Origin of the sequence: Collinsella sp. LCP21S3_D3 (genome assembly GCF_052118305.1) — a bacterium.
Classification (GTDB): Bacteria; Actinomycetota; Coriobacteriia; order Coriobacteriales; family Coriobacteriaceae; genus Collinsella.
In genome coordinates, this window is sequence record NZ_JBQKHK010000002.1 from 1 (window position 1) to 25,487 (window position 25,487).

Genomic DNA, 25,487 nt, shown 5'->3' on the forward strand with positions numbered 1-25,487 from the left:
CTCGAAGAGCCCGATCGCCGCCTTCCTGGCCTCGATGTCGTGCTTCACCCTCAAGTCGACACGCATAAAAAGCCTCCCATTTCTCATGTCCAAGAAATGGGAGGCAGTTCAAATTTGGGACGGGGCTTTTTTGGCTACCCTGTTCTGCGCAGCCTCAGTTTCTAGACCTGCCGCTGGGTAGCTAAAAAAGCCCCGTCCCAAATTAACTACTTTGATTTTGTGTGCTGGGCGAAAGATTGGGTAGTATAGCTATTCAATGCGGCGACCCTGCCGTGTGTTAACCGCTACGTACCGGAGGTGTTCCATGGTTCGTGTCGACATAGAGACCATCGTCATGGCCGCCGGTCCCGTGCCATCGCTGATCGTCTTGCGCGAGCGTTGCCGTAAGTCGGATTCGTCCGCGCCGCTGCGCTCTCTTTCCATCCAGACCGGTTCCTACGAGGCAGCGGCCATCAGCCGCGGTATCGATACCGGCCGCACCGATCGCCCCATCACCCACGATCTTTTGCTCGATACCATCGAAGTGGTGGGAGCGAAGATCGAGCGTATCGAGATCGTGCGCGCCGAGCCGCCGGTGTTCTACGCGACGGTCGTCGTGCACACCGATAGGGGCGAGCGTATGCTTGACGCGCGACCGAGCGACGCTATCGCCCTTGCCGTGCGCAGCAATGCCCCCATGTTTGTGGAGGACGACATCATGAATCGCTTGGGCACCGTCTCTCCGCTTGCCGACGAGGTTGACGACGAGAGTGAGTTCGAGAAGTTTGACGAGTTTGTCCACACGCTCTCGCCCGATGATTTCTAAATGTCGGTTGAGCACGATGCACGGCGAGCGCTGATGGGTACCAGTGTGTCGACCGAAGCAGCCGCTATCGCGCGTGAGGCCCATATGCGCGCCGAGGCATTTGAGGCCGCGCGCATTGCGTATGTGACGCAGGCTCGCACTCTTCGCGAGCGCCGTGACTCCTATATCAAGATGGTTGTTGTCTCCGCGCTTGCCGCGGTAATCTTGTCGCGGCTTCGTGGTACAGTTGGTGCGCTTGGGTTTTCGATTTCGACGGGCCTGGTGATCTGGGGCGTGGTCGATGCGGTAATGCTGACCAACCAGATCAAGGTGCTCGACAAGCGCGCGGCGGATATGGTTCGCGCCCGTGACGCTGCCGCCAGAATCGCGGCCGAGGCACAGGAGTTATAACGACGCCGAATACGATGGGAAGGTCAAAAGATGGCACAGGATATGCAGGACGCCGGTAACGTCTCCGCCGAGCTCGACGCCATGGTGTGCGATCTGATCGGTGCGTTTTTGGACGACCTTGCCGCCGGTGAAAACCCGGGCGTTGTCGTGGCGATCGAGGATGCCGCCTCCAACCGCTATCTTGCGGCTCTCGACGAGGACGGTGAGGAGGCATGCCTGGAGGCTGCCACCAACTTTATCTCCGAGCACAAGATGGGTCTCAAGGACGAAGGCCTGGGCCGCATCGCCCGCTATGCCATCGGCTACACCGGCTGTGTGGAGATCGAGGGAGGATATCACGACGCTTTGCTCGTTAGCTTCTTCGAGACCACGCTCGAGAGCGGTTTTTCGGCATATGTGCTGTACGAGGGCATGGGCGCCGGCGATGGTTTTATGTGGAGCGACCCTGAACCTGCAGGTGAGGAAACCCCTCTCATCTAGAATCGCTAAAATAAACGAGTTTTCGGTAAAAGGCTCAATATTCCCGCCGAGCGTTGTGTTGCTGGACGGGTCGCATACGCGTGCCGTTTGTATATAGATAGAAGATAGGGGAACTACATGCGCGTAGACAATCTGAGGAACATCGCCATTATCGCCCACGTCGACCACGGTAAGACGACGATGGTCGACAAGCTCCTGCGTGCCACGGACGCCTTCCGTGCCAACCAGCAGGTCGAGGATCGCGTCCTGGACTCCAACGACCAGGAGCGCGAGCGCGGCATCACGATTCTCGCCAAGAACATCTCTATCGAGTACAAGGACGTTAAGATCAACGTCATCGACACCCCGGGCCACGCCGACTTTGGCGGTGAGGTCGAGCGCGTGCTGCGCATGGCCGACGGTGCCCTGTTGCTGGTCGACGCCTTTGAGGGCCCCATGCCCCAGACCCGCTTTGTCCTACGTCACGCCATCGACACCGGCCTTAAGATCATGATCGTCATCAACAAGATCGACCGTCCGGGCGCCAACCCCGAGAAGGCCTACAACGACTGTCTGGACCTTATGGCCGACCTGGGCGCCACCGACGACCAGCTCGAGTTTGCCATGGAGCACGTGGTCTATGCCAGCGCCATGAATGGCTTTGCCCGCCTTGACCCCAACGACGGCAACATGGACATGTACCCGCTGCTCGACATGATCATCGACGACATGCCCGCGCCCGAGGTTGACGAGACCGCGCCGCTCGCTATGCAGTGCGTGACCATCGACCACTCCAACTTTGTCGGCCGCATCGGCATTGGCCGCGTGTACTCCGGCACCATTCGCCAGGGCGATCAGATCCTGGTCGTCAAGAACGACGGTTCCAGCGCCACCGCTACCGTCAAGCAGCTCTTTACCTTCGACTACCTGGGCCGCACCGAGTGCCAGGAAGTCGGCGCCGGCGACATTGCCGCCGTCGTGGGTATCGAGCGCACCGACATCGGCGATGTCTACACCGATCCCGAGAACCCCGTCGAGCTCGAGCCTATCGAGATCGATCCGCCGACCCTGTCCATCGTCTTCGAGGCTTCGACCTCTCCGCTCGTCGGCCGCGATGGCGACATTGTGGGCGCTCGTCAGCTCAAGGAGCGCCTGTTCAATGAGGCCGAGAACAATGTGACCATGAAGATTGAGGAGCTCGAGGACAAGAGCGGCGTCGAGGTCTCGGGCCGCGGCATTCTGCACCTGTCCGTCCTGATGGAGTCCATGCGTCGCGAGGGCTTTGAGTTCCAGGTCGGCCGTCCCCGCGTTCTGTTTAAGAAGGATGAGAACGGCAACAAGATGGAGCCCGTCGAGCAGGCTGTCGTCGAGTGCCCGGACGAGTACTCGGGCAAGGTCGTCGAGGTCTTTGGCACCTCTGGCGGCATTATGACCAGCATGGACACCTCGGGCATCGTGACGCACCTTGAGTTTAAGATCCCGACCCGCGGCATCATGGGCCTTAAGAACCGCATCATGAACGTCACTCACGGCGAGGGCGTGTTCTATCACACCTTCCTGGAGTACGGTCCTTACGCCGGCGAGATCGGCAACCGTCAGAACGGCGCCATGATCTCCATGACCACCGAGAAGGCCGTTGCCTACGCTCTGGGCACGCTGCAGGAGCGCGGCCAGCTGTTTGTTGAGCCGGGTGTCGAGTGCTACGAGGGCATGATCGTGGGCGAGCGCAGCAAGGCCGGCGACATGGTCGTCAACATCGCCCGTACCAAGAACCTGGGCAACCAGCGTTCCTCGACCTCCGATATCTCCGTGCAGCTGGTGCCGCCTCGCACCTTCTCGCTGGAGGAGGCGCTGGAGTACATCGCCGATGACGAACTGGTGGAGATCACCCCCAAGAACATCCGTCTGCGCAAGCGTCTGCTCAACGCCACCGATCGCAAGAAGGCTGCCGTTCGCGCCGGTCAGGTCAACAAATAAGCGCTGCGCTCTGTAGCATTCACAAGAAAGGGCGTCGACCATCGCGGCCGGCGCCCTTTTTGTACCACCACAAAGAGAAAGGACACCTTTGCGGTGGTTGGCGGTTAGGCGGAGGGAAGGCCCGGGGTGTTGGGGGCCTGTTGCGGCTTGACGTGGGCGTTGCGCCAGATGATCTGAATGAGATAGCCCAGCGTAAAGACGAAGGCTACGCCGCTGATAAAGTTGCCCATAAGGGGAAGTGCTGTAAGGGCGCCGGCGATGGCGCCGCCCACGGCGGCCATGGCGTAGCGGTTCTGGCTGTGTCCGACCATGCGTGCGACCGCGGTGCCCGCAAAGGCCGCCGAGACCAGCGCGATGCCGATGACGCCGCACATCAGGGCTCCGGCGAGCGACAGGCCGGCAATAGAGATGATGAGCAGCAAGATGGCGGGAACGGCGGCTACCGTGCCCAAAAGACCGCTCACCCACAGCGGGGCGGGGTGCTGGTGAAGCATGCCGGCCGCGCTGGCTGTTGCACGCGGAAAGACGAGCTCAAGGAGAATCGCGACAAAGCAGGTGGAAAGAGCTGCGGCAACGATGCCGCCGATGACGTCGTTGACGGTGGAGGTATCCTCGTTCTCGGTGCGGTCGATCTTGAGGGCTCCAACTTTGGCGCCGTCGGCGCGTTCGGGGTCCTGTGAGACATGAGCGTTTACGGTACCGGTGATGTTGGCGTTTTTGCCGAGCACCAGCTTGTCGGCCCAGACCTCAACATCGCCATCGACAGTGCCGTCGATGGTTACCGTATTGCCCGCGAGCGCTGCCGACTTGGCGGAGCCGCGCAGGGCAACCGTCTCACCTGCGGCATAGAAGCAATTGGCGGTACTGCCGGAGTTAAGTACGACGTGCTGAGCGGCAACTGTCACGCTTCCATCAATGGTGGTCTTGGCGATATCGATGGTGCGCGCCGCCAGGCGAACGGCGCCGCCTACGGTGCAGTCGCGAATCGACAGGCTTTCGCCGGCGGCGATGATATCGCGGTCGATGGACGCGTCGTCCAGGCTAAGGCTTTGACCGGCCCAGTACAGATCGCCCCCGACGCCGGATGGACTGGAATCCCCGTCGGACACGAAAACATTGCCCGCGGTGTCGGTGCCGGCGAATGCCATGGAAGGCAGCGCGGTAAACGCCAGCGCGATAAGCGCGAAGGCCATAATGAGGTGTCCGCGCATGTTGTGACGTTGCGCCGCCGCGGGTTGGTTGTGAGGCATGGTGAATCCTTTGCTTGGTGATTTGCATACGCCCAATATGGTACCCATTGCGCCTTCGCTCTAAAAGAAACTCGCGGTTGCAGTATTCTGCATGGGCAATTGCCTACGTAAGGCGTCGTGGGATATCGGGCCTGCGGCCGGTTGTAGATAGGCTGTCACCTTGCGATGGGTCGGGCCGTGCTATCTATTTTTTACGATGTAGGAAACGCGCGATATCGTCCTCGGTGGGGCTTTTGATGTCAAAGCGCAGCGAGAGCCAGCGCAGGCCCATGGTCACTGCGACGCAAACGACCAGCGCGACGACATTGCTGACCAAGCCGCTCATGACAAGGCAAACATAGCTTGCCGATCCAGCGATAGCCGCGATGGCATAGAAGTTGGTTCGCTGGAAAATACCCGGCACCACGCCCATAAAACCATCGCGCAGCATGCCGCCGCCTACCGCGGTAAAAAAGCCCATCATGATGCACACGACCGGTGCAAATCCGTACACGAGCGCCTTATCTGCGCCGGTTGCCGCATAAATACCCACCGAGATGATGTCGAGCAGGGGGATGAGCTTGTCGGGCTTGTCGACGATGGCAGGGAAGATGTAGATGATGGCCGCCGTGGCGATGGACAGCGGCAGCGCCATGGGCTGGTTAAGGATGTAGACGTTGCCCACCTGGAGCGTCATATCGCGCAAAAGACCGCCGCCCAGACCGCAGACCACGGCGAGCGCGACGGCGCCCACCAGATCGAGTTTGTGCTCGCGCGCAACCAGTACACCCGAAATCGACGCCGCGACGACAGCGAACATCTCGAGCCAAAACGGGATGGCAACCATGGCATCCGAGGCGTGTGCGGTAACGATTACAGTGGCGATGACGGGCAAGGTAGGTTCCTTTGGGTAGTTGGATTGGAAAATGCCCGTACATAGTACATGGTTGTGGGAGGTCGTGACCCCATTGCTCGGTAAACGGTCGGAACTGGGCGCGGTCACAGGTTCCAAACATGTACATCAGCATCCAAAAACGACATTTTTTGACATCTTTGGAGGGTGATGTACATGTTTGGAGATCTAGATTGGTGTTGAACGCCCTGGCGGGTTCGAACCCCTCCTCCGCCGTATTTGTTTGTAAGGGACTCAAAACAAAAAAGCTCCCTTTGTTGGGAGCTTTCTCAACCAAAATGGCGGAGGAGGAGGGATTCGAACCCTCGTGACCTTATACAGGCCAAACGGTTTTCGAGACCGCCGCATTCAACCACTCTGCCACCCCTCCGCGTGGGGTAAAAACAAAGCAGGCACAAAGGCCTGCTTTGGAATTAACTGGCGGAGAGTCAGGGATTTGAACCCTGGAGACGCTTTTGACGCCTACACGATTTCCAATCGTGCTCCTTCGGCCACTCGGACAACTCTCCGTTAAATGCGAAAGTCAGTATACACGAGGAATCGCAAAGTGCAAACCAAAAACTTGGCATTTTTTAAATTGCATCGCTCCGTCGTTTGCCTAACCGTGCCGAAACCAATCGATGACCTTCGTAATCTGACCAGACGAACTGTTCAAATGAGGTAGTTACGGACGGTCGGGAATCAAGTTTAATAATTCAAAATGTCGCGTTGTACCGCTGGTATGCATTTTGCGACCGCAGCCATGCTGCGAGCGACTTGCGGTTATCTGGCAGAAAGTCGGTATGTACCCGCCCTTGTCCTCAAATCCGTCAAGCTCTTGGCCAGCATTTGGTTGGAATACGCAAGAAAGGCCGTGCGAGTATGGGCATATGTGGAGGTCATGAGGTTGTAGCTGCATATTCTTGCAGCCTGGGAGGTTGAAAGATACTATTACCAAGTCTTTTCCTGCTTCAGGCGCACCTTCACGACCTGAAGCCACATTTGTCCAGAGGAGGTGACAATATGAAGGCTTATGAACTGCTGTTCTTTGTTGACCCGTCGCTCGACCCCGAGACTCGTCTCGCTGTTATGAAGCGTATCGATACCACGATCGCTGAGGGCGCTGGCAAGGTCGACTCCGTTGACGAGTGGGGCAAGCGCAAGCTCGCCTACGAGATCAACGACCTCACCGATGGTGACTACACCCTCATCAACTTCCACGCAGATCCTACCCAGATCGCCGAGCTTGATCGCGTCCTGCGCATCACCGACGCTGTGGTCCGCCACATGATCGTCCGTCGCGACGACCAGGAGTAAGACTGTCGTTTTGGACTGGGCTTGTGCCCCAAGAGGAAGTAGTGAGTAATGAGCATCAATCGAGTGAACATCACCGGTAACCTCACCCGCGATCCCGAGCTGCGCGCCACTGCCGGCGGAACCCAGGTTCTGTCCTTTGGCGTCGCCGTGAACGATCGCCGCCGCAATGCGCAGACTGGCGAGTGGGAGGACTATCCCAACTTTGTCGACTGCACTATGTTCGGCACCCGCGCCGAGGCCGTGAGCCGTTTCCTGGCAAAGGGAAACAAGGTCGCGATCGAGGGCAAGCTGCGCTACAGCTCTTGGGAGCGCGACGGTCAGCGCAGGAGCAAGCTTGAGGTCATCGTCGATGAGATCGAGTTTATGAGCTCCCGTGGTGGCCAGGGTGGCTACGATCAGGGCGGTTACGCCCCCGCAGCTCCCGCGCCCGCAGCACGTCCTGCCGCACCGGTGGCTACGCCGCCCGCGGTCGACGTCTACGATGAGGACATCCCGTTTTAAGGGTTGTTCACCTATTTTTGAGTGAGAGGCGGCTTCGGTTCGCCGAAGTTGCCAAATGAAAGGTATTTTGACATGGCTAATGATTTTTCTGCACGTCAGCCGCGTCGTAAGTACTGCCAGTTCTGCAAGGAGAACACTGAGTTCATCGACTATAAGGACACTCAGCTTCTCCGTAAGTACATGACCGACCGTGGCAAGATCAAGCCCCGTCGCGTCACTGGCGCTTGCACGCAGCATCAGCATGACATCGCCAACGCCATCAAGCGTGCCCGCGAGATGGCTCTCCTGCCGTACACCGTCCCCGTGGTTTCCTCTCGTGGCAACCGCGACCGCGGCTAAGAAGGGAGACGCATCATGAAGGTTATTCTTCTCGATGAGATCAAGGGCAAGGGCGGCGAGGGTGACGTCGTAGAGGTCGCTCAGGGTTACGCTGAGAACTTCCTGTTCCCCAAGAAGCTCGCTGTTGCCGCCACCAAGGGCAACCTCAAGCAGCTTGACGAGCGTCGCAACAACATCGCCAAGCGCGAGGCCGTCCGCCTGGCTACCGCCAACGAGACCAAGGCTGCCCTCGAGGGCAAGCAGGTCACCGTTGACGTCAAGGTCGGCGACGAGGGCATCCTCTTTGGCTCCGTCACCGCCGCTATGATCGCTGACGCCATCAAGGATCAGCTCGGTATGGACATCGACCGCAAGCGCGTCGAGCTCGGTAAGCCCATCAAGGTTGCCGGTGCCCACACCGTTGCCATCTCGCTGTACCGCGAGATCAAGGCCGAGGTTGTCGTTCTCGTCGGCGTTACCGCCGAGGAGCTCGCTGCCGAGGCTGAGGTCGAGGAGGCCGCTGAGGTCGCCGAGGCCGAGACCGCCGAGGTCGAGACCGAGGCTGCTGCCGAGTAGCATTTGCTGCAACGCAACAATCTTGTTCTAAGAAGGGCGCTCTGGGAGACCGGGGCGCCCTTTTATTTTTTTGCGCTGAGTGGGTGTCACGTCATACATTGAGATGTAGTCCCACATACGCGTTGTGTTAGACCGCTTTGGATAAGTGTCCTATGCACAGTACACGCAGCAGGACCCCCAATTGCGACAATTCCATCATCAGGAAAGATGGAGGTTGCAATGGAAGACGTGCTCACCCAGCTGACGAGGCAGTTCCTCCCGCAGATGACGGCTGCCGAGAAGAGCAGGGCCCTGAGATCGCTCAAGGCGCTGATAGACGCGGAGCTTTTCGACCTTGCGGCAAGCGAGGGGGCGGAAGACGATCCCGACAGAGCCTGCCCCTGGTGCGGCTCCCCGCATTACGTGAAGAGGGGGCGAGACGGGCGCGGCCGTCAGCGGTTCCTCTGCCGAGGGTGCGCCAGAACCTTCACCGACGCCACCATGCGCATCTTCTCCACCACCAAGCTCGACAGGTCGGCCTGGATGAGGTTCGCGGAGTGCCACGTGGACATGCTCCCGCTGCGCGAGTCGGCGGAAAAGTGCGGCGTGTGCCTCAAGACGGCGTTCTTCATGCGCCACAGGCTGCTCGAGGCCATGGCCAAGCGCATGCCCGCCTTCCGCGTGGAGGCCGGTGGCGGGGCCGAGCTCGACGAGTGCTTCTTCAGGGAGAGCTTCAAGGGAAACCGCTCCAGGTCGGAGTCCGGCATGCCCAGGAAGCCCCGCACAAGGTCGCAGGGAACCGACGGGCACGAGAAGATATGCGTGCTCACCGGCATCAACGACGCCGGCGACATCTTCTACGAGATCGCGGGGAGGGGCGGCCTCGACGAGGCGGCAGCCAGGGAGCTGCTCGCCGACAAGCTCGCGGTCGGCGCGATAATCTCGACGGACCGTGCGCACGTGTACCGCCGCGTCCTGCCCGCCCTCGGCGTCGGCGAGCACATCGCCAGCAAGAGGGAGGAGCACGCCATCAACAGGGTGAACAGCCTCCACTCCCAGATGAGGCACTTCATCGGCAGGTTCCGGGGCGTCTCCACGAGACGCCTCGAGAACTACCTCGCCTGGTTCAAGTGGACGTGGTGCTTCAAGGTCCGCAGGAGCGCGGACGAGCTCGCCGAGCTCATAGTGAGGCAGGCGGCCCGCGGCACGTACGAGAAGACCTGGCGCCAGTACAAGGTGACCCCCTATCCGTTCTACGAGTACTGGATCAAGCAGGCGAAATGGGACTCGCGTGCGCGGAGGGCCATATACGGCGTGGCGTGATGTCCAGGGCGGTCTGGCGCAGCGCATCTGCGGCAAGCGCTGAAGTCGTGACCCGATGCAAAAAGCAACAGCTAGCGATATTCTTCGGGAACGTCGAAACCGTACTCACGGCATAGGAGCATGACATCGTGGACGTCGTGCTCGTCATGCTGATAGCCCAAGTGAAACAACAGCTGGCTTTCGGGGTCGATGCACGACACCTCCACCTCGCCGATGCGCCCCCTCCCCGAAAAGACCTCCCCGGGAAAACGATCTCCCTGATACAGAATATCGCCATTCTCGGCGAAATCGAAGCAATGCAGGTCGACGATGCGCCCCGCCTCGTCTTGCCACACCGTGTGATCTTCGGTGGTGAAAGATGCAGCCACCTCGGAAAACCCCTCATCAGCAATTAGATCCACGAACCTTTGGTAATCCCCGCGCTGAACGAACAGGTCGATGTCGTTATGAGCCCTGGTCTCACGCCCGACAAGCGCATCGACGCCCCAGCCGCCATCAAGATATACGCCAATGCCCGCACCTGCGGAAAGGCCGATTATCCAACACGCATCATCCTTGGTGACCATAGGAGCTCCTTCGCTTTCGCCTGCTATTTAAGCAAGAAAGATTATAGGAAAAGTCCCAGTATCCAAAGTGGTCTAACACAACGCACATAAGGGACCGTTCATCCGTTTGGTTCGGTGATGATTATTAAGGCGCGCCTCGATTTAAAGCTGTGGCTGATACTATGGATGCTCGCAAGCGATATGAATGAGGATGCTCATGGCATACGACGATAGGGAGACATGGCTGACGGTCGAGGACCGCGGCTCCAAGTTGGGTCTCCCCCAAAACCAAGATGCAGAGGCCAACGTACTGGCCGCCATGCTGCTATCGCCCGAGGTGGTCGAAGAAGCCCAGGTCGAGCTGCAGCCCGACGATTTCTACCGGCCCATTCATAAGACCATCTATACCGCGATGGTCGATATGTACAACAGTCGCATTCCCATCGACTCCATCTCGCTGATCGATTACCTGCGAAGCATCAACAAGCTCGATGCCGTGGGCGGCGAGGCGTACATTTTGGAGCTGATGGGTCAGACCCTGTCGCTCGTCAACTGGCAGCACCATGCCGCCATCGTTCGTCGCGACTCGATGCTGCGTGAGCTGATCGGCGCCACCAACGAGATTAACGCGCTGGCCTATAACGCCCCCACCGATACCAAAGAGGTCGTGGAGCTGGCCGAGAGCAAGCTGCTCAAGGTTACGGCGCGCGAGGTTAAGTCGAGCTACAAGACACTGACCGAGTTTATGGTCGAGGCCTATAACGAGGCCGAGGAAGTGTGCCAGGCCGGTGGCCAGGCAGCGGGCGTTCCCACGGGCTTCCCGTCACTCGACCGCATGCTTATGGGCTTCCGCGAGGGCCAGCTCATCATTATCGGCGCCCGCCCCGCCGTGGGTAAGACCTCGTTCGCTCTAAACCTGGCGCTCAATGCCGCCGCTGCGGGCTACACCGTCGGCTTTTTCTCGCTGGAGATGTCGGGCAAGGAAATTGCCCAGCGCCTGATTTGCGCCTATGCCATGATTTCGATCAGTGATTTTCGCATGGGTCGCATTAGCCCCGAGCAGTGGGCCAATATCAATGAGGCCACGCAGACCTTGTCCAAGCTCGATATTCTGATTGACGATACGCCCGGCACCACGGTGACCGAGATTCGCGCCAAGAGCCGCCGCATGCTCCACAACAAGGAGAAGGCCATCATTATCTTGGACTACCTGCAGCTGGTGAGTCCTCCGCCGGGACGCCGTTCCGAGAGCCGCACCGTCGAGGTCTCCGAGATGTCGCGTGGCTTAAAGATTATGGCCAAGGAACTCAAGATTCCGCTGATCGCGCTGTCTCAGCTGTCGCGTCAGGTCGAATCCCGTACCGGCAAGCGCCCGCAGCTTTCCGACCTGCGCGAATCGGGCTCCATCGAGCAGGACGCCGATATCGTCATGTTCTTGGACCGTTCCGCCGACGAGGCTGAGGCCTCGCGCGACGACCGACCCGACGAGGGCGTCACGCGTATTGTCGTGGCCAAGAACCGTTCGGGCCCGATCGGCGACGTCGACCTGATGTTCCTGCCGGCATCCACCAAGTTCTATGAGCTTGATGGGGTGCATACCGAGGAGTAGGACAGGCGCCCGTTGCACGGGTATACTGGGAATGTTTTGTGCTTCTGCCCGCCGTGTGGCGCGCAGACAGTCCATGTATGTAAGGAGTAAACATGCCGTCAACCGTTTTGGTCGGTGCCCAGTGGGGCGATGAGGGCAAGGGTAAGATCTGCGACCTGATCGCCGGCGACTTCGATGCCGTCGTGCGCTATTCGGGCGGCAACAACGCCGGGCACACCATCGTTGTCAACGGCAAGAAGTACGGCCTGCACCAGGTGCCTTCCGGCATCATGTACGCCGACCACGTGTCGGTGATTGGCAACGGCTGCGTCGTCAACCCCAAGGTTGTCCTTGAGGAGATCGACATGTTCGAGGCCGATGGCATCACCACCAAGAACCTCAAGATCAGCGGCAACGCACACGTGATCATGCCGTATCACGTCGACCTGGACGGCGCCTTTGAGCAGAAGCTCGGCAAGAAGAGCATCGGTACCACCAAGCGCGGCATTGGCCCGTGCTATCAGGACAAGATGGCCCGTATTGGCCTCCGCATGCAGGACATGCTGGATGAGGAGCTCTTCCGCGACAAGCTGGAAACCGCTCTCGCCCGCGTGAATCCCGAGCTCGAGCTGCTTTACGGCCTGCCCACCTACACCGTGGACCAGATCTGTGAAGAGTACCTGCCCATGGCCGAGCGCCTGCGCCCGTACATCACCGAGACGAGCCTGCTGCTCAACAACATGATCGATGAGGGCAAGACCCTGCTCTTTGAGGGCGCCCAGGCAACATTGCTCGATATCGACCACGGCACCTATCCGTTTGTCACGTCTTCTAACTGCACCGCCGGCGGCGCGATCACCGGTTCTGGTGTTGGCATGAAAAACGTCGACCGCGTGCTGGGCGTCATGAAGGCCTACATCACCCGCGTCGGTGCAGGCCCCATGCCCACTGAGCTTTCCTACGAGTCCGAGGCCGGCCATACGCTGACCGAGGAGGGCTATGAGTACGGCGTGACCACCGGTCGCCGTCGTCGCTGCGGCTGGTTTGACGGTCCCATCGCCAACTACGCCTCGCGCGTCAACGGTCTTACCGACATCGCCCTGACCAAGCTCGACGTGCTTTCGGTCTTCGACACCATTAAGGTGTGCGTGGCCTATGACGTCGACGGCGAGCGCTACACCAGCGTGCCCGAGCACCAGGTACGCTTTGAGCATGCCAAGCCCATCTACGAGGAGCTTCCCGGCTGGAAGTGCGATATTACCGGCTGCCGCAGCTTTGAGGAGCTGCCGCAGGAGGCTCAGGACTACGTGGCATTTGTCGAGGATCTGGCGCACACGCGCGTGACGTTTGTCGGTGTTGGCGCCGGTCGCGAGCAGATCATCAACCGATTCTGGAAGTAATCGGCGTTATTTGGTTATTGCGATATACCCCTTCGCAGCCCGGACGGGCGGCCGAGGGGTATATTTGCTTGTAATGGGCCCGCATGGTTGACGGGCCGTTAATCCATAGAGGAGGCACCCTTGAAGGCGGACACTCAAACCATCGACATCCTGTTGTTGGGCAGCGGCGGCCGCGAGCATGCTTTGGCAGCCAAGCTCGCGGCATCACCGCGCGCCGGCAAGCTCTACATCGCCCCGGGCAACGGCGGCACCGCGAGCTGCGGCGAGAACGTGGTTCTCGACGATTGCGATCCTGCTGCCGTGGCGGCGTTTGCACAGAGCCACGGATGCGGACTCGTGGTAATTGGCCCCGAGGCTCCGCTCGTGGCGGGCGTGGCCGACGCCGTGCGCGCGGCGGGTATTCCCTGCTTTGGCCCGGGTGCCGAGGGCGCTCAGATGGAGGGCTCTAAGCTGTTCTCCAAGCAGCTCATGGAGCGCGCGGGCATTCCGACGGCCGCCTACGGCTCGTTTACCGACGAGGCTTCGGCTCTCGCCTATGTGCGCGAGCAGGGCGCTCCGCTGGTCGTGAAGGCCGACGGTCTTGCCGCGGGCAAGGGCGTTATTGTGGCAACCGAGCTTTCGCAGGCCGAAGAGGCCGTGCGCGAGTGCTTTGGCGGCACCTTTGGCGACGCCGGCAACACCGTGGTTATCGAGGAGATGCTCGTTGGCCCCGAGTGCTCGCTGCTGGCCTTTACCGACGGCAAGACCGTGCGCCCCATGGCCACCTCGCAGGACCACAAGCGCGCGCTTGAGGGCGACCTTGGTCCCAACACGGGCGGCATGGGCGTCTACAGCCCGGTGCCCATCGTGACCGACGAGGAGCACGCCACCATGGTGAAGGTCATGGAGCAGACCGTGGCCGAGCTCGCCGCCGAGGGCATCGATTACCGTGGCTGCCTGTACGGCGGCTTTATGCTTACCCCCGCCGGCCCCAAGGTGCTGGAGTTTAACGCCCGCTTTGGCGACCCCGAGACGCAGGTCGTGCTGCCGCGCCTTAAGAACGACCTGGTCGAGGTCATGCTTGCCTGCGCTAACTGCGAGCTCGACCAGATTGAGCTCGATTGGCGTGACGAGTGGGCGGTGGCCGTTGTCCTGACGAGCGCGGGTTATCCCGGCAGCTACGAGAAGGGCAAGGTCATTACCGGCATCGAGGATGCCGAGGCCATGGAGAACGTGACCGTGTATCACGCCGGCACCGCCGTGGTGGACGGCCAGCTCGTGACCAACGGCGGCCGCGTGCTCGCCGTGACCGCGCTGGGCGACACGTTCGAGAACGCTCGCAACCTTGCCTACGAGGCTTGCGAGAAGATCGATTTTGAGGGCAAGACCCTGCGTCACGACATTGGCCTGCGCGCGCTGCGCGGCCGCGACGCCTGGGATGCTTAAAATCCGAGAGGAATGAGACGGATGGACGAGAAGAACGAAGAGCTCGTGGACGCGCAAATCGTCGAAGAGGACAGCCACATGTATGGGCACGCCGAGGGCGAGCCTGGTGGCGAGGTCGCTGACGAGCCGGCGCTGGTGCTGGGCGACGACGACCCGCACGATGCCGAGCTGCACGAGAAGATTCTTTCGGAGGAGTGCGCCTGGAAGGGCAAGATCCTCGACGTCCACCGTCTTGAGGTTGAGCTGCCCAACGGTCACCGCAGCGCCCGCGATATCGTTCGCCATCCGGGTGCGGCGGCCGTTGTGGCGCTGACCGAGAGCGGCAAGATCGTACTGGTGCGTCAGTACCGCACCGCCATCGACCGCGTGACGGTTGAGATTCCCGCCGGCAAGCTCGACCCAGGCGAGGACCCGCTCGATTGTGCCAGGCGCGAGCTGCATGAGGAGACGGGCTTTAAGGCCGGGCGCATTCGCTTTTTAACGTCGATTGTCACGACCTGTGGTTTTTGCGACGAGATTATTCACATCTACCTTGCCACCAAGCTCGAGTTCGATGCGCCCAACCCCGACGATGACGAGTTTGTCAACGTTGACCTGGTGCCGCTGCACGAGCTGATCGATGCCGTGCTCGACGGCAAGATCGAGGATGCCAAGACCGTCGTGGGCGCGCTTGCCTGCGACAGCATCGCACACCGCCTTGGTGGTTCTGAGCTGTAACGAGTGGGGATAGCCCTGGGACAAGTGCTACTGATTGCTTTGTCCCAGGGTCTTACGTTGCTGATATTTCTTTGAGGATCACATGCTGAAGCGTTTTCTGTCTTACTACAAGCCCCAGATGGGGCTTTTTGTTGCCGATACCATTTGCGCCCTAGTGCTCGCCGCCATTGACCTGGCGTTTCCCATTATCCTGCGCAATCTGTGCGGCGGGCTGTTTACCCAGGGCCAGACTGCCATTATGCAGGCGCTCGGTATGATCGCGGTGGGACTGGTGCTGATGTATGCCACCCGCTGCGCCTGCCGCTACTTTGTGAGCTATTGGGGCCACGTGATGGGCGCGCGCATGGAGTCCAAGATGCGCGAGGACTTGTTCGATCAGTACGAGCGTTTTAGCTTTGCGTACTTTGATCGCAACAGCTCGGGTGACATGATGAGCCGCGTGGTCAACGACCTGTTCGATATCTGCGAGGCGGCGCACCACGTGCCCGAATGGATCATTATTTGCGGTATCGAGATCATTGGCTCGTTTGTGATTCTGTTTACCATTGCGCCGGTGCTCGCGCTCGCCATGGCCGTGGTGACGGCGGTGTTCGCGGTCATTATGTTTTGGCAGAATATGCGCATGCGCGAGGTCTTTAGCGATAACCGCAAAAAGATCAGCGGCATCAATGCGCAGCTGCAGGATTCGCTGGCGGGTATGCGTGTGGTCAAAAGCTTTGCCAATGAGCAGACCGAACGCTCTAAGTTCCGTGCTTCTAACGATCGCTACCTTTCGTCCAAGGAAAACATGTATCACGCCATGGGCGTCTACACCGCGACGTATGGTCTGCTCTCGGGCGTGCTCTATGTGATCGTGGTGCTGCTGGGCGGTTGGCTCGTTGCCCAAGGCCAGCTGCAGGCGGTCGATATGGCAACCTTCGCGCTCTACATTTCGCTGTTCTGCACGCCGCTCGAGACGCTCGTCAATTCGGCCGAGACGTATCAGAAAGCCATCGCCGGCTTTAAGCGCATGGACGAGGTGCTCTCGACTGTCCCCGATATTCAGGATAAGCCGGGTGCTGCGGATCTGCAGGTGACGGCCGGCGCTGTTGAGTATCGCGACGTGTGCTTTAGCTACGAGGATGTCGAGCTGGGCGCGGGCGACGGGACGCGCCCCGTTATCGACCATATGGATCTGTCCATTAAGCCCGGTCAAACCATCGCTTTGGTTGGTCCCTCGGGCGGCGGCAAATCAACGACTTGTTCGCTGTTGCCGCGCTTTTACGACGTTGCCGCCGGCTCCATTAGCATTGACGGCCAGGATGTGCGCGACGTGACACAGCGTAGCCTGCGCCAATCCATCGGCCTGGTGCAGCAAGATGTCTATCTGTTCGACGGAACGATTGGCGAGAACATCGCCTATGGCAAGCCGGGCGCCACGGCAGAAGAAATCGCCGAGGCGGCCCATCGCGCCAACATCGATGCTTTTATCGAGTCGCTTCCGCAGGGCTATGACACCGTGGTGGGCGAGCGCGGCAGCCGTCTTTCTGGTGGTCAAAAGCAGCGCGTCGCCATCGCGCGCGTGTTTCTCAAAAATCCCAAGATCCTTATTTTGGATGAGGCGACCAGTGCTCTGGATAACGAGAGCGAGGAGGCAGTGCAGGAGTCGCTCGAGCGCTTGGCGCGCGGCCGCACCACGATCATCATCGCTCACCGTCTCTCGACCATTAAGCATGCCGACGAGATTGCGACCGTTGAGCATGGTCGCGTTGTGGAACGTGGCACGCACGAGGAGCTTCTCGCCCGTGGCGGCACTTATGCCCGTTACTATCGAATGCAGTTCGAAGGTGCGCGTGCGCACGAGCTCGACTGATTGATATGGCAGGAAGGTTATGGCTGATAAGAACCATCTGACTCCGGAAGAAGTGACGGAGTTATTCTCCGAAATCGATGCATCCGGCGTCTTGGATCCTACACTCGCCAAAAAGCGTACCGAGCGCATGCGCGAGAAAGAGTCTGCCGTCAAACGCGGTGACAAGGCGACACTGGCGCGGCTGCGCAGCGAGGATCGCGCGAGCCAGGCAAAACATATCGACCCGCTGTCCGAGGACGATCCTTCGGGTTCGCAGGTGAGCCATACCATTACGAAGACTGCCATGGTCGTGGTTATCGGCATCCTGGTGCTGATTGTGGGCATGCAGATCGGCTACGGCGTGATGCGACGCCTGAACACCGCGAACCTCTCCGAGAGCGTTTCGGTGGATACCGTCTCGACCGCGCTCAAAGGTGGACTTGAATGGGGCAACGGCTTTACGCAGTTCCCGCTCGATTTTACCGTCGACGAGGCCGACGAGGGTACGGGCACGGTTGAGGTGACGGTGCTGGACACGTCTTCTGCCAATGAACTCGAGTTGCTGTCCAACGGTCAGATTCAGGCGGCGGCGCTCGCAACCAATGCCCTGCTCAACGACAAGATTGACCGTGTGGTGTATAACGTCCACGCCTATATCGACGAGGACAGCAGGATTCAGCATGATTCCTTCTTTGGCATGTTTCCCGCCCAGGGCCACCAGAGCGCCATCCTGACGTTCGTCTGGACCAAGAGCTCTTCCAACGCCACCAATATCGACTGGAAGATGCGTATCGTGAGCATGGATGACACCATTGCCGAGCGTATTCAGAAACAGGTGAACTCGGTATCGTCGCTCATCGAGGACCCGGCGGTGAGCCAGACTAAGATTGACGAGGAAAAGGCCGAACGTGACCTGGAGCACCGCCTGCACGGCCGCGAGATTTTCCGTGGCGGCAAGCTTGGCCGCACCCCGTCCGAATTACTTGAGCAGGACAAGCAAAAGTAGTCCGCAGCCACATAGAACGATGACATCCCGCGTGAGCCGCAAGCCCACGCGGGATGATTTTTCTGGGACGGGGATTAAAAAATATTCTGTCATGTATGCGGTTGGCGAGTAGTCAATTTGGGACGGGGCTATTTTAGCTATCCCGGCTGGTGGCACGACGGTTAGGTTGATTGACGGACGGGGCAGCTAAAATAGCCCCGTCCCAAATTGACTACTCAGCGACAAAGCTCTGCTTTCAGAATGATTTTTTAATCCCCGTCCCAGAAAAATCATTATGCATAAGAAGTCATAATTATCATTTTGTAAACAATTCTATGTAATTAACGCCATACGGCATACTTACGGTTAGAATACCGCGAGGCCTAACTACACACCTTTAAGCCGGTCCCGAGAGACCGGGAAGGAGAACTATGGCGAACAACCATATTGCGGGCGCTGCCGCCCGCACCATCGCGCCCAGCGAACTGTGCCAGCGCATGCTGGCCAAAACCAGCAAGGGTGCTTGCGGTCCCTGCATCCTGTACCTTGAGGATGGGACCATTTTTTATGGCCGTGCATGTGGTGCCGAGGGCACCGCGACCGGCGAAGTCTGCTTCAATACCTCACTCGAGGGTTACTTTGAGGTTATGACCGACCCGAGCTATGCTGGCCAGATCGTTACCATGACCTATCCGCAGATTGGCAACTATGGCATCGATGAGACCGATGTCCAGTCCGCCTTCCCCGGCGATGACGTACGCCCTGCGAGTGCTCCCGCCATGCGCGGCATGATCGTGCGCGACATGTGTGCCACGCCTTCTAACTGGCGCTCGGCCGTCAGCGTGCCGGAGTACCTGCGCGCACACGGCATCGTCGCTATCGAGGGCGTCGACACCCGAGCCCTGGTGCGCCACCTGCGCGACAATGGCTCCAAGATGGGCATTATTTCGACCGAGGTCCTCGACATCGACGAGCTTGCCGAGCGCTTGGCCTCTGCTCCCACGCTGGTGGGGGAGAACCTGGTCAAGACCGTGAGCTGCCCTGCGCCCCATTCGTTCGCCGGGAGCGATCTGCCTGCCGAGCATGGCTTTGCGCTTGCGGCCCCCGCTCCCGCCCGCCACAACGTGGTCGCGTACGACTGCGGTGTCAAGCGTGGCATCCTGGAGGGTCTGGTCCGTGCTGGCTGCGACCTCACCGTCGTGCCATGGGATACACCCGCGCGTCAGGTACTCGACATGAATCCCGATGGCGTCTTTTTGTCCAACGGTCCCGGCGACCCCGATGCCGTGGTAGAGACCTACGAGCAGGTGCAGCAGCTGATCGGCAAGGTGCCCGTCTTTGGCATTTGCCTGGGTCACCAGATGATCAGCTTGGCATGCGGTGCCCAGATGGAAAAGCTCAAATTCGGTCACCGTGGCGGTAACCAGCCGGTTATGAATCTGGTCAGCCGCCGCGTGGAAATTACCACGCAAAACCATGGCTTTGGCCTGCTGTTCCCCAGCTTGGGCAAGCTTGTCCCCGAACTTTCGGGCGGCGAGACCGAGCATGCGGCCGACGGCGATCTGCGCGTCTGGGTGCGCCGTGGTATCGCGCCCGTCGTGATGAACGAGCGCTTTGGTCGCATTCGCCTGACGCACGTGAACCTCAACGATGGCACCGCCGAGGGCATTCAGCTGCTCGACGCCCCGTGCTTCTCGGTCCAGTACCACCCCGAGGCCTCGCCCGGCCCCACCGATGCCCACTATCTCTTTACCGCCTTTACGCGACTCATGGACGGCGAGGAGAACTACCTGGACATCGACACCGCGAAGGACCGCCTGCAGGGCTGGAACTTTGCCGACAATGGTTCCGCCACGACCGAGACCGAGGAGAACTAACATGCCTAAGCGTACTGACATCAAGCGTATCCTCGTCATTGGCTCGGGTCCCATCGTCATTGGCCAGGCCTGCGAGTTCGATTACTCCGGCGCCCAGGCCTGCAAGGTGCTCAAGGAGGATGGCTTTGAGGTCATCCTGGTCAACTCCAACCCGGCGACCATCATGACCGACCCGGGCCTGGCCGACCGCACCTATGTCGAGCCCATCACCGCCGAATTTATCGAGCGCGTGATCAAGAAGGAGCGCCCGGACGCGCTGCTGCCCACGCTGGGCGGCCAGACCGGTCTGAACGCCGCCGTCGAGCTGGCAAAGGACGGCACGCTCGACCAGTATGGCGTCGAGATGATCGGCTGCGACCTTGCCGCCATCGAGCGCGGCGAGGACCGCAAGCTCTTTAACGAGGCCATGGCCGAGATCGGCCTGGAGGTCGCGCGCTCGGGCTATGCCTACAGCGTGGCCGACGCCGAGGCCATCGCCGAGCGCGTGGGATATCCCTGCGTGCTGCGCCCGAGCTTTACCCTGGGCGGCGCCGGCGGCGGCATCGCGCACACCCACGAGGAGCTCGTCTCCATCGTGAGCCAAGGCCTTGAGCTTTCGCCCGCCCACGAGGTACTGGTCGAGGAGTCCATCGAGGGTTGGAAAGAGTACGAGATGGAGGTCATGCGCGACCACGCCGGCAACGGCATCATCGTGTGCTCCATCGAGAACCTCGACCCCATGGGCGTGCATACCGGCGACTCCATCACCGTGGCGCCGGCGCAGACCCTCTCCGACCTTGAGTATCAGCGCATGCGTGTCGCCTCGCTCGCCATTCTGGAGAAGATCGGCGTCGAGACCGGTGGCTCCAACGTGCAGTTTGCCGTGAACCCGCAGACCGGTCGCCTGATCGTCATCGAGATGAACCCGCGCGTGAGCCGTTCGTCCGCACTGGCCTCCAAGGCCACGGGCTTCCCCATCGCCAAGGCCGCCGCTCGCCTGGCCGTGGGCTACACGCTCGACGAGATCGTCAACGACATCACCAAAGCCACGCCTGCCTGCTTTGAGCCCACGATCGACTACTGTGTGGTCAAGGTGCCGCGCTTTGCCTTTGAGAAGTTCAAGGGTACCGACCCCACGCTCACAACGCGCATGAAAGCCGTGGGCGAGATCATGGCGATCGGCCGCACCTTTGAGGAGGCCTTTGGTAAGGCCATGCGCTCGCTGGAGGACGGGCATCAGGGCATTTGCGCTGGTGGCAAGGAAGGTGCCGATAAGCTGAGCGACGACGAGCTCGCTCAGGCCGTGGGCACCCCGACTGAGCACCGCATCTTCTTTGTGGTCGAGGCCCTGCGTCGTGGCTGGGATGTCGCGCGCATCCATGCCATCTGCGGCATCGATCCGTGGTATCTCAACCGTATCAACGATATGGTGCAGGTCCAGGAGAGCATTCGCGGCCTGCGCGTGGAGGACATCGACGCCGACGCGATGCGCCTGCTCAAGCAGTATGGCACGAGCGATGCCGAGATTGCCGCGCTGACCGGCTCGGACGAGCGCTTTGTTCGCGCTTACCGTAAGGGTCTGGGCGTGGTTCCCAGCATGAAGACGGTCGACACCTGCGCTGCTGAGTTCTCGAGTGCCACGGAGTATCACTACAAGACCTACGAAAACATCTACCGCACGAGCCCGGTCGCCAAGAAGTGCGTTGCCCCCGACGAGACCACGCCGGCAGATAAGCCCAAGGCGATGATTCTGGGTGCCGGCCCCAATCGTATCGGCCAGGGTATCGAGTTTGACTACTGCTGCGTGCACGCGAGCTACGCGCTGGCGGCCCGTGGCTTCGAGACCATCATGGTCAACTGCAACCCCGAGACCGTCTCGACCGACTATGACACGTCCGATCGTCTGTACTTTGAGCCGCTCACCTACGAGGACGTCATGGACGTTATCGATGTTGAGCGCCCCGACGGCGTCGTGGTGACGCTCGGCGGCCAGACTCCGCTTAAGCTGGCGCGCATGCTCGAGGAGAGCGGCGTGAACATCATGGGTACCACGCCCGATGCCATCGATTTTGCCGAGGACCGCGAGCGCTTTGCCGCCCTGCTCGACAAGCTGGGCATTATGTACCCGCCGGCGGGTCAGGCCACCTCGTTTGAGGAGGCCGAGGCCGTGGCTGCGCATATCGGCTACCCGCTGCTGGTTCGTCCGAGCTATGTGTTGGGCGGCCGCGGCATGATGATCGCCTACGATGCCGAGCATCTGCACGATTACATGGCCGAGGCTGCGCGCATTAGCCCCGACTACCCGGTGTACCTCGACCGCTTCCTGGAGGGCGCGATCGAGTCCGATGTCGATGCCCTGTGCGACGGCGAGGAAGTCTACATCGGCGGTATTCTGGAGCATATCGAGGAGGCCGGTATCCACTCCGGTGACTCCGCGACTTGCATTCCGCCGTTTAGCTTTAGCGAGAGTCTGCAGGCGAAGCTCCGTGAGACCACGCGCCGCATTGCGATGGCGCTGGGAGTTCGCGGCCTGGTCAATGTGCAGTATGCCATCAAGGGCGAGACTGTCTACGTGATCGAGGCCAACCCGCGTGCCAGCCGTACCGTGCCGTTTATCTCCAAGGCCACCGGCGTACCGCTGGCCAAGTGCGCGGCGCGCATCATGGCGGGCGATTCCATCGCGAGCCTGGGACTGCCGAGCGACGAGCGCCAGCTGGACTGCTTCTGCATGAAGGAAGCCGTTATGCCCTGGGGTCGTTTCCCGGGAGCCGACGTTATCCTGGGGCCCGAGATGAAGTCGACGGGCGAGGTCATGGGTGTCGCCAAGAGCTATCCCGAGGCATACGCCAAGACACAGCTGGCGATTGACTACAAGCTTCCCGATCCGAGCGCCGGCAAGGTGTTCATTAGCGTGTGCGATCGCGACAAGCGCCATATCCTTTCGGTCGCCCGTATCCTGCGCTATCTGGGCTTTGACATCTGCTCTACCGAGGGTACGGCGCGCGTGCTGCGTGGAGGCAACGTGACGTGCGAGGTCGTGGAAAAGATCAGCGGCCCGCACGACGGCGAACGTCCCAACATCGGTGACCTTATCGCCGATGGCAAGATCGCGGTGATCATCAATACGCCGTACGGCCCGGGCTCGCGCGGCGACGGCTATCTGTTGCGCACCGAGGCGGTGCGCCGAGGCGTGACCTGCGTGACGGCGATGTCTGCCGCCAACACCTACGTGAGTGCTATCGAGGCGGTGCGCGAGGACCAGCAGGGCCACGGTAGCGCCAACGACATGGGCATGGACGTCATCGCCCTGCAGGACCTGCCGCAGTACACGGTGTAATGTGACCTGGTCGGCCGGGGCGGGAGGGGCCGAGATTTCCCCCTTTCGCTCCGGCTGCAAGCAGAGTCGCTCAGGAGGAAACTCGGCCCCTCCCGCCCCGGCCTGCGGTGACTCGGTTGCACCGTGTGCTGCAGAAGGGGCTTTGCGCAATGACCAGGGCTGAATAAAAAGTGAGCGTGGGATCTGCCGTTCGAATGAACGGCAGATCCCACGTTAATATTTCAGCCAACGTACGTCATGGCAATTCCCGGTAGGTCGCAGGGCGCTTCGCGGGCGGGCCAGTCTTTATCTGAACGACTTTGCGAAGCAACCGGAGTGAAGATAAAGCCTGGCCCGCCCGCGAAGCGCCACAAAGACCGCAGGGACGGGAGCAGCTATACTACTCTCAGTAGTTAAGGGTCTCGGATTGGCCGCGTCACCGCTCTCAACAGGAGGTCTTTGTTTATGGCAGATCAAAAGCCGGTTGTCGGGATCATCATGGGTTCCAAGTCCGATCTGGGCGTTATGGAAGGCTGCACCGCCGAACTCGAGGCGCTCGGTGTGCCCTATGAGCTCGTGATTGCCAGCGCGCACCGTACGCCGGCGAAGGTCCACGAGTGGGCTTCGACTGCCGCCGACCGTGGCATCAAGGTGATTATCGCCGCAGCCGGCAAGGCCGCGCACCTGGGCGGTGTCGTGGCTGCCTTTACGCCGCTGCCGGTTATCGGCGTGCCTATGAAGACGAGTGATCTGGGCGGCATGGATTCGCTGCTGTCGATGGTGCAGATGCCTTCGGGCGTGCCTGTGGCATGCGTTGCCATCAACGGCGCCAAGAACGCTGCCATCTACGCCACGCAGATTCTGGGTGCTTGCGATCCCGAGTATCGCGCAATTATCGAGAAGATGAAGCAGGAGATGGCTGACGCTTAAGCGGCTTGCCGTTCCGTTGTAATCATAGGGAGAGTCATGTCCGACTATCAGGGAAAACGTTTCTCGGCTTCTCAGATCCCCGATCCATCCAAGTCGGGATCGGCCCGCTCCATGCAGCAGGGTCGGGCATCCTCTCCTCAACAGGCTCGTGCGCCGCGCCCCGTAACGCCGACGTCCCATCGCCGTCAGGATACGCCGGCTGCGTTTCGCCCCTCGTCATATGGCACGGCAAAGAAGCAGGCCCGGTCGACGAGGCAACCGAGCGGCGCTCCGTCCAGCTACACCGAGCCGCCGCGTAAGAAACGCCGCTCCATCATCCCCATTCTGCTCATCATCGTGGGCATCGGTCTGATTGTCGCCGCCGCCGCCATCTTTATCAATGCTCAGATTGGCTATAAGCAGGCAAGCGATTCGTACCAAAAGATCGAGAAGCAGTACGTGAGCGATAAGGATGCGAGCGGCGTGCCGATTGTCGATTTTGACGCTCTTGCTAAGGCAAATCCCGAGATCGTGGGATGGATTTATGTGCCGGATACCAACATCAACTATCCCGTGGTGCAGGCCAAGGACAACTCTAAATACCTCAACACGCTGTTTGACGGTACGTCCAATGCATCGGGTGCGATTTTCTTGGACTTCGAAGATGTCGCGCCGGGCATGGTGGACCAGCAGACGACAATCTACGGCCACCATATGAACGACGGATCGATGTTTAATGTGATCTCGGACACCACCGACCAGGCGACGTTCGATAGCATCGAGTACGTGTACTACATCACGCGCGATGGCACGTATAAGCTGAGACCGCTGGCGACCAAGGTGGTTGAGGATACGTACTCCAAGGCGCGCGCGACCAACTTTGAGGGCGACGACGGGCTGACAAATTATCTGTCCGAGATGCTCGACGGTGCCTCTGCCGTGGCGAGCGATGCCACCGATCGTGCCGCTTCGGCAACCAAGGTCGTAACACTTGTGACCTGTCGCTCACTGTCATTTAGCAATACGCGCGCAGTCATGGTACTCACGCCGGTCGAGGAATAAGCGGTTCGAGAGTAGCTAATTTGGGACGGGGCTCTTTTAGCTACCCCGGATATGCAGAATGATTTTGCTGGGTTAGGTGACTGGGGT

General features: G+C 60.3%; 22 protein-coding genes and 2 tRNA genes. 19 read left to right on the forward strand and 5 right to left on the reverse strand.

Annotation, left to right across the window (positions count from 1 at the left end; all coding sequences use genetic code 11):
- Positions 1 to 304: 304 nt before the first annotated feature.
- The 4 genes from ACTQ1S_RS01120 to typA all read left to right on the forward strand — a co-directional run bounded on the left by ACTQ1S_RS01120 (position 305) and on the right by typA (position 3,631).
- Entirely contained in the window at positions 305 to 805 is a 501-nt protein-coding gene (locus ACTQ1S_RS01120; RefSeq protein ID WP_427748159.1) for a bifunctional nuclease family protein, read from the forward strand.
- Positions 806 to 1,195 (forward strand): hypothetical protein, encoded by a 390-nt coding sequence (locus ACTQ1S_RS01125; RefSeq protein WP_427717929.1) that lies wholly within the window; start codon positions 806 to 808, stop codon positions 1,193 to 1,195.
- Positions 1,196 to 1,225: 30 nt separating this feature from the next.
- On the forward strand, positions 1,226 to 1,675 hold the full coding sequence (locus ACTQ1S_RS01130) for a hypothetical protein (protein WP_154516767.1): 450 nt from the start codon (positions 1,226 to 1,228) through the stop codon (positions 1,673 to 1,675).
- Positions 1,676 to 1,792: 117 nt separating this feature from the next.
- Positions 1,793 to 3,631, forward strand: coding sequence for a translational GTPase TypA (gene typA, locus ACTQ1S_RS01135; RefSeq protein ID WP_154516764.1), 1,839 nt, complete (start codon positions 1,793 to 1,795; stop codon positions 3,629 to 3,631).
- A gap of 104 nt (positions 3,632 to 3,735) precedes the next feature.
- On the opposite strand, the gene ACTQ1S_RS01140 is transcribed toward typA, so the two are convergent.
- The 4 genes from ACTQ1S_RS01140 to ACTQ1S_RS01155 all read right to left on the reverse strand — a co-directional run bounded on the left by ACTQ1S_RS01140 (position 3,736) and on the right by ACTQ1S_RS01155 (position 6,282).
- Positions 3,736 to 4,881 (reverse strand): polymer-forming cytoskeletal protein, encoded by a 1,146-nt coding sequence (locus ACTQ1S_RS01140; protein WP_441546864.1) that lies wholly within the window; start codon positions 4,879 to 4,881, stop codon positions 3,736 to 3,738.
- A gap of 184 nt (positions 4,882 to 5,065) precedes the next feature.
- Positions 5,066 to 5,755 (reverse strand): trimeric intracellular cation channel family protein, encoded by a 690-nt coding sequence (locus ACTQ1S_RS01145; RefSeq protein ID WP_229770653.1) that lies wholly within the window; start codon positions 5,753 to 5,755, stop codon positions 5,066 to 5,068.
- A 297-nt stretch (positions 5,756 to 6,052) separates the two neighbouring features.
- Positions 6,053 to 6,143: transfer RNA gene (locus ACTQ1S_RS01150), tRNA-Ser, on the reverse strand.
- Positions 6,144 to 6,191: 48 nt separating this feature from the next.
- Positions 6,192 to 6,282 (reverse strand) — tRNA-Ser (locus tag ACTQ1S_RS01155).
- 493 nt (positions 6,283 to 6,775) lie between these two features.
- Here ACTQ1S_RS01155 and rpsF point away from each other — a divergent pair.
- The 5 genes from rpsF to ACTQ1S_RS01180 all read left to right on the forward strand — a co-directional run bounded on the left by rpsF (position 6,776) and on the right by ACTQ1S_RS01180 (position 9,766).
- Entirely contained in the window at positions 6,776 to 7,069 is a 294-nt protein-coding gene (rpsF, locus tag ACTQ1S_RS01160; protein WP_006235831.1) for a 30S ribosomal protein S6, read from the forward strand.
- Between the two features lie 48 nt (positions 7,070 to 7,117).
- Complete coding sequence (locus ACTQ1S_RS01165; RefSeq protein WP_006235830.1) at positions 7,118 to 7,570, forward strand: single-stranded DNA-binding protein; 453 nt, start codon at positions 7,118 to 7,120, stop codon at positions 7,568 to 7,570.
- A gap of 72 nt (positions 7,571 to 7,642) precedes the next feature.
- Positions 7,643 to 7,909, forward strand: coding sequence for a 30S ribosomal protein S18 (gene rpsR, locus ACTQ1S_RS01170; protein WP_006235829.1), 267 nt, complete (start codon positions 7,643 to 7,645; stop codon positions 7,907 to 7,909).
- 15 nt (positions 7,910 to 7,924) lie between these two features.
- Positions 7,925 to 8,464, forward strand: coding sequence for a 50S ribosomal protein L9 (rplI, locus tag ACTQ1S_RS01175; RefSeq protein WP_154516756.1), 540 nt, complete (start codon positions 7,925 to 7,927; stop codon positions 8,462 to 8,464).
- 219 nt (positions 8,465 to 8,683) lie between these two features.
- Positions 8,684 to 9,766 (forward strand): IS1595 family transposase, encoded by a 1,083-nt coding sequence (locus tag ACTQ1S_RS01180; RefSeq protein ID WP_441540327.1) that lies wholly within the window; start codon positions 8,684 to 8,686, stop codon positions 9,764 to 9,766.
- A gap of 71 nt (positions 9,767 to 9,837) precedes the next feature.
- Here ACTQ1S_RS01180 and ACTQ1S_RS01185 read toward each other — a convergent pair whose 3' ends face one another.
- Positions 9,838 to 10,332: a nucleotidyltransferase domain-containing protein gene (locus tag ACTQ1S_RS01185; RefSeq protein WP_039689008.1), complete on the reverse strand. Its 495-nt coding sequence runs from the start codon at positions 10,330 to 10,332 to the stop codon at positions 9,838 to 9,840.
- A 190-nt stretch (positions 10,333 to 10,522) separates the two neighbouring features.
- Here ACTQ1S_RS01185 and dnaB point away from each other — a divergent pair, with 190 nt between their 5' ends.
- The 10 genes from dnaB (at position 10,523) to ACTQ1S_RS01235 (ending at position 25,400) form a co-directional block, all read left to right on the forward strand.
- On the forward strand, positions 10,523 to 11,920 hold the full coding sequence (gene dnaB, locus ACTQ1S_RS01190; RefSeq protein ID WP_427718155.1) for a replicative DNA helicase: 1,398 nt from the start codon (positions 10,523 to 10,525) through the stop codon (positions 11,918 to 11,920).
- Between the two features lie 92 nt (positions 11,921 to 12,012).
- The gene (locus tag ACTQ1S_RS01195; RefSeq protein ID WP_427717940.1) at positions 12,013 to 13,299 is read left to right on the forward strand and encodes an adenylosuccinate synthase; all 1,287 of its coding nucleotides are present in this window, start codon (positions 12,013 to 12,015) and stop codon (positions 13,297 to 13,299) included.
- 120 nt (positions 13,300 to 13,419) lie between these two features.
- Positions 13,420 to 14,724 carry a phosphoribosylamine--glycine ligase gene (gene purD, locus ACTQ1S_RS01200; protein WP_154516747.1) on the forward strand — a complete coding sequence of 435 codons (1,305 nt, stop codon included), beginning with the start codon at positions 13,420 to 13,422 and terminating at the stop codon, positions 14,722 to 14,724.
- A 21-nt stretch (positions 14,725 to 14,745) separates the two neighbouring features.
- The gene (locus tag ACTQ1S_RS01205) at positions 14,746 to 15,441 is read left to right on the forward strand and encodes an NUDIX domain-containing protein (protein WP_441033470.1); all 696 of its coding nucleotides are present in this window, start codon (positions 14,746 to 14,748) and stop codon (positions 15,439 to 15,441) included.
- Positions 15,442 to 15,523: 82 nt separating this feature from the next.
- On the forward strand, positions 15,524 to 17,293 hold the full coding sequence (locus tag ACTQ1S_RS01210; protein WP_154516744.1) for an ABC transporter ATP-binding protein: 1,770 nt from the start codon (positions 15,524 to 15,526) through the stop codon (positions 17,291 to 17,293).
- A gap of 19 nt (positions 17,294 to 17,312) precedes the next feature.
- Complete coding sequence (locus tag ACTQ1S_RS01215; protein ID WP_427729200.1) at positions 17,313 to 18,278, forward strand: hypothetical protein; 966 nt, start codon at positions 17,313 to 17,315, stop codon at positions 18,276 to 18,278.
- 410 nt (positions 18,279 to 18,688) lie between these two features.
- Positions 18,689 to 20,134: a glutamine-hydrolyzing carbamoyl-phosphate synthase small subunit gene (gene carA / locus ACTQ1S_RS01220; protein WP_441546865.1), complete on the forward strand. Its 1,446-nt coding sequence runs from the start codon at positions 18,689 to 18,691 to the stop codon at positions 20,132 to 20,134.
- Between the two features lies 1 nt (position 20,135).
- Positions 20,136 to 23,450, forward strand: a complete 3,315-nt coding sequence (gene carB / locus ACTQ1S_RS01225) for a carbamoyl-phosphate synthase large subunit (RefSeq protein WP_441546866.1) — start codon at positions 20,136 to 20,138, stop codon at positions 23,448 to 23,450.
- A 444-nt stretch (positions 23,451 to 23,894) separates the two neighbouring features.
- A complete protein-coding gene (purE, locus tag ACTQ1S_RS01230) occupies positions 23,895 to 24,359 on the forward strand; it encodes a 5-(carboxyamino)imidazole ribonucleotide mutase (protein WP_154516732.1) in 465 nt (154 codons plus the stop codon).
- Positions 24,360 to 24,395: 36 nt separating this feature from the next.
- Complete coding sequence (locus ACTQ1S_RS01235) at positions 24,396 to 25,400, forward strand: class B sortase (RefSeq protein ID WP_441538490.1); 1,005 nt, start codon at positions 24,396 to 24,398, stop codon at positions 25,398 to 25,400.
- Positions 25,401 to 25,487: the final 87 nt, after the last annotated feature.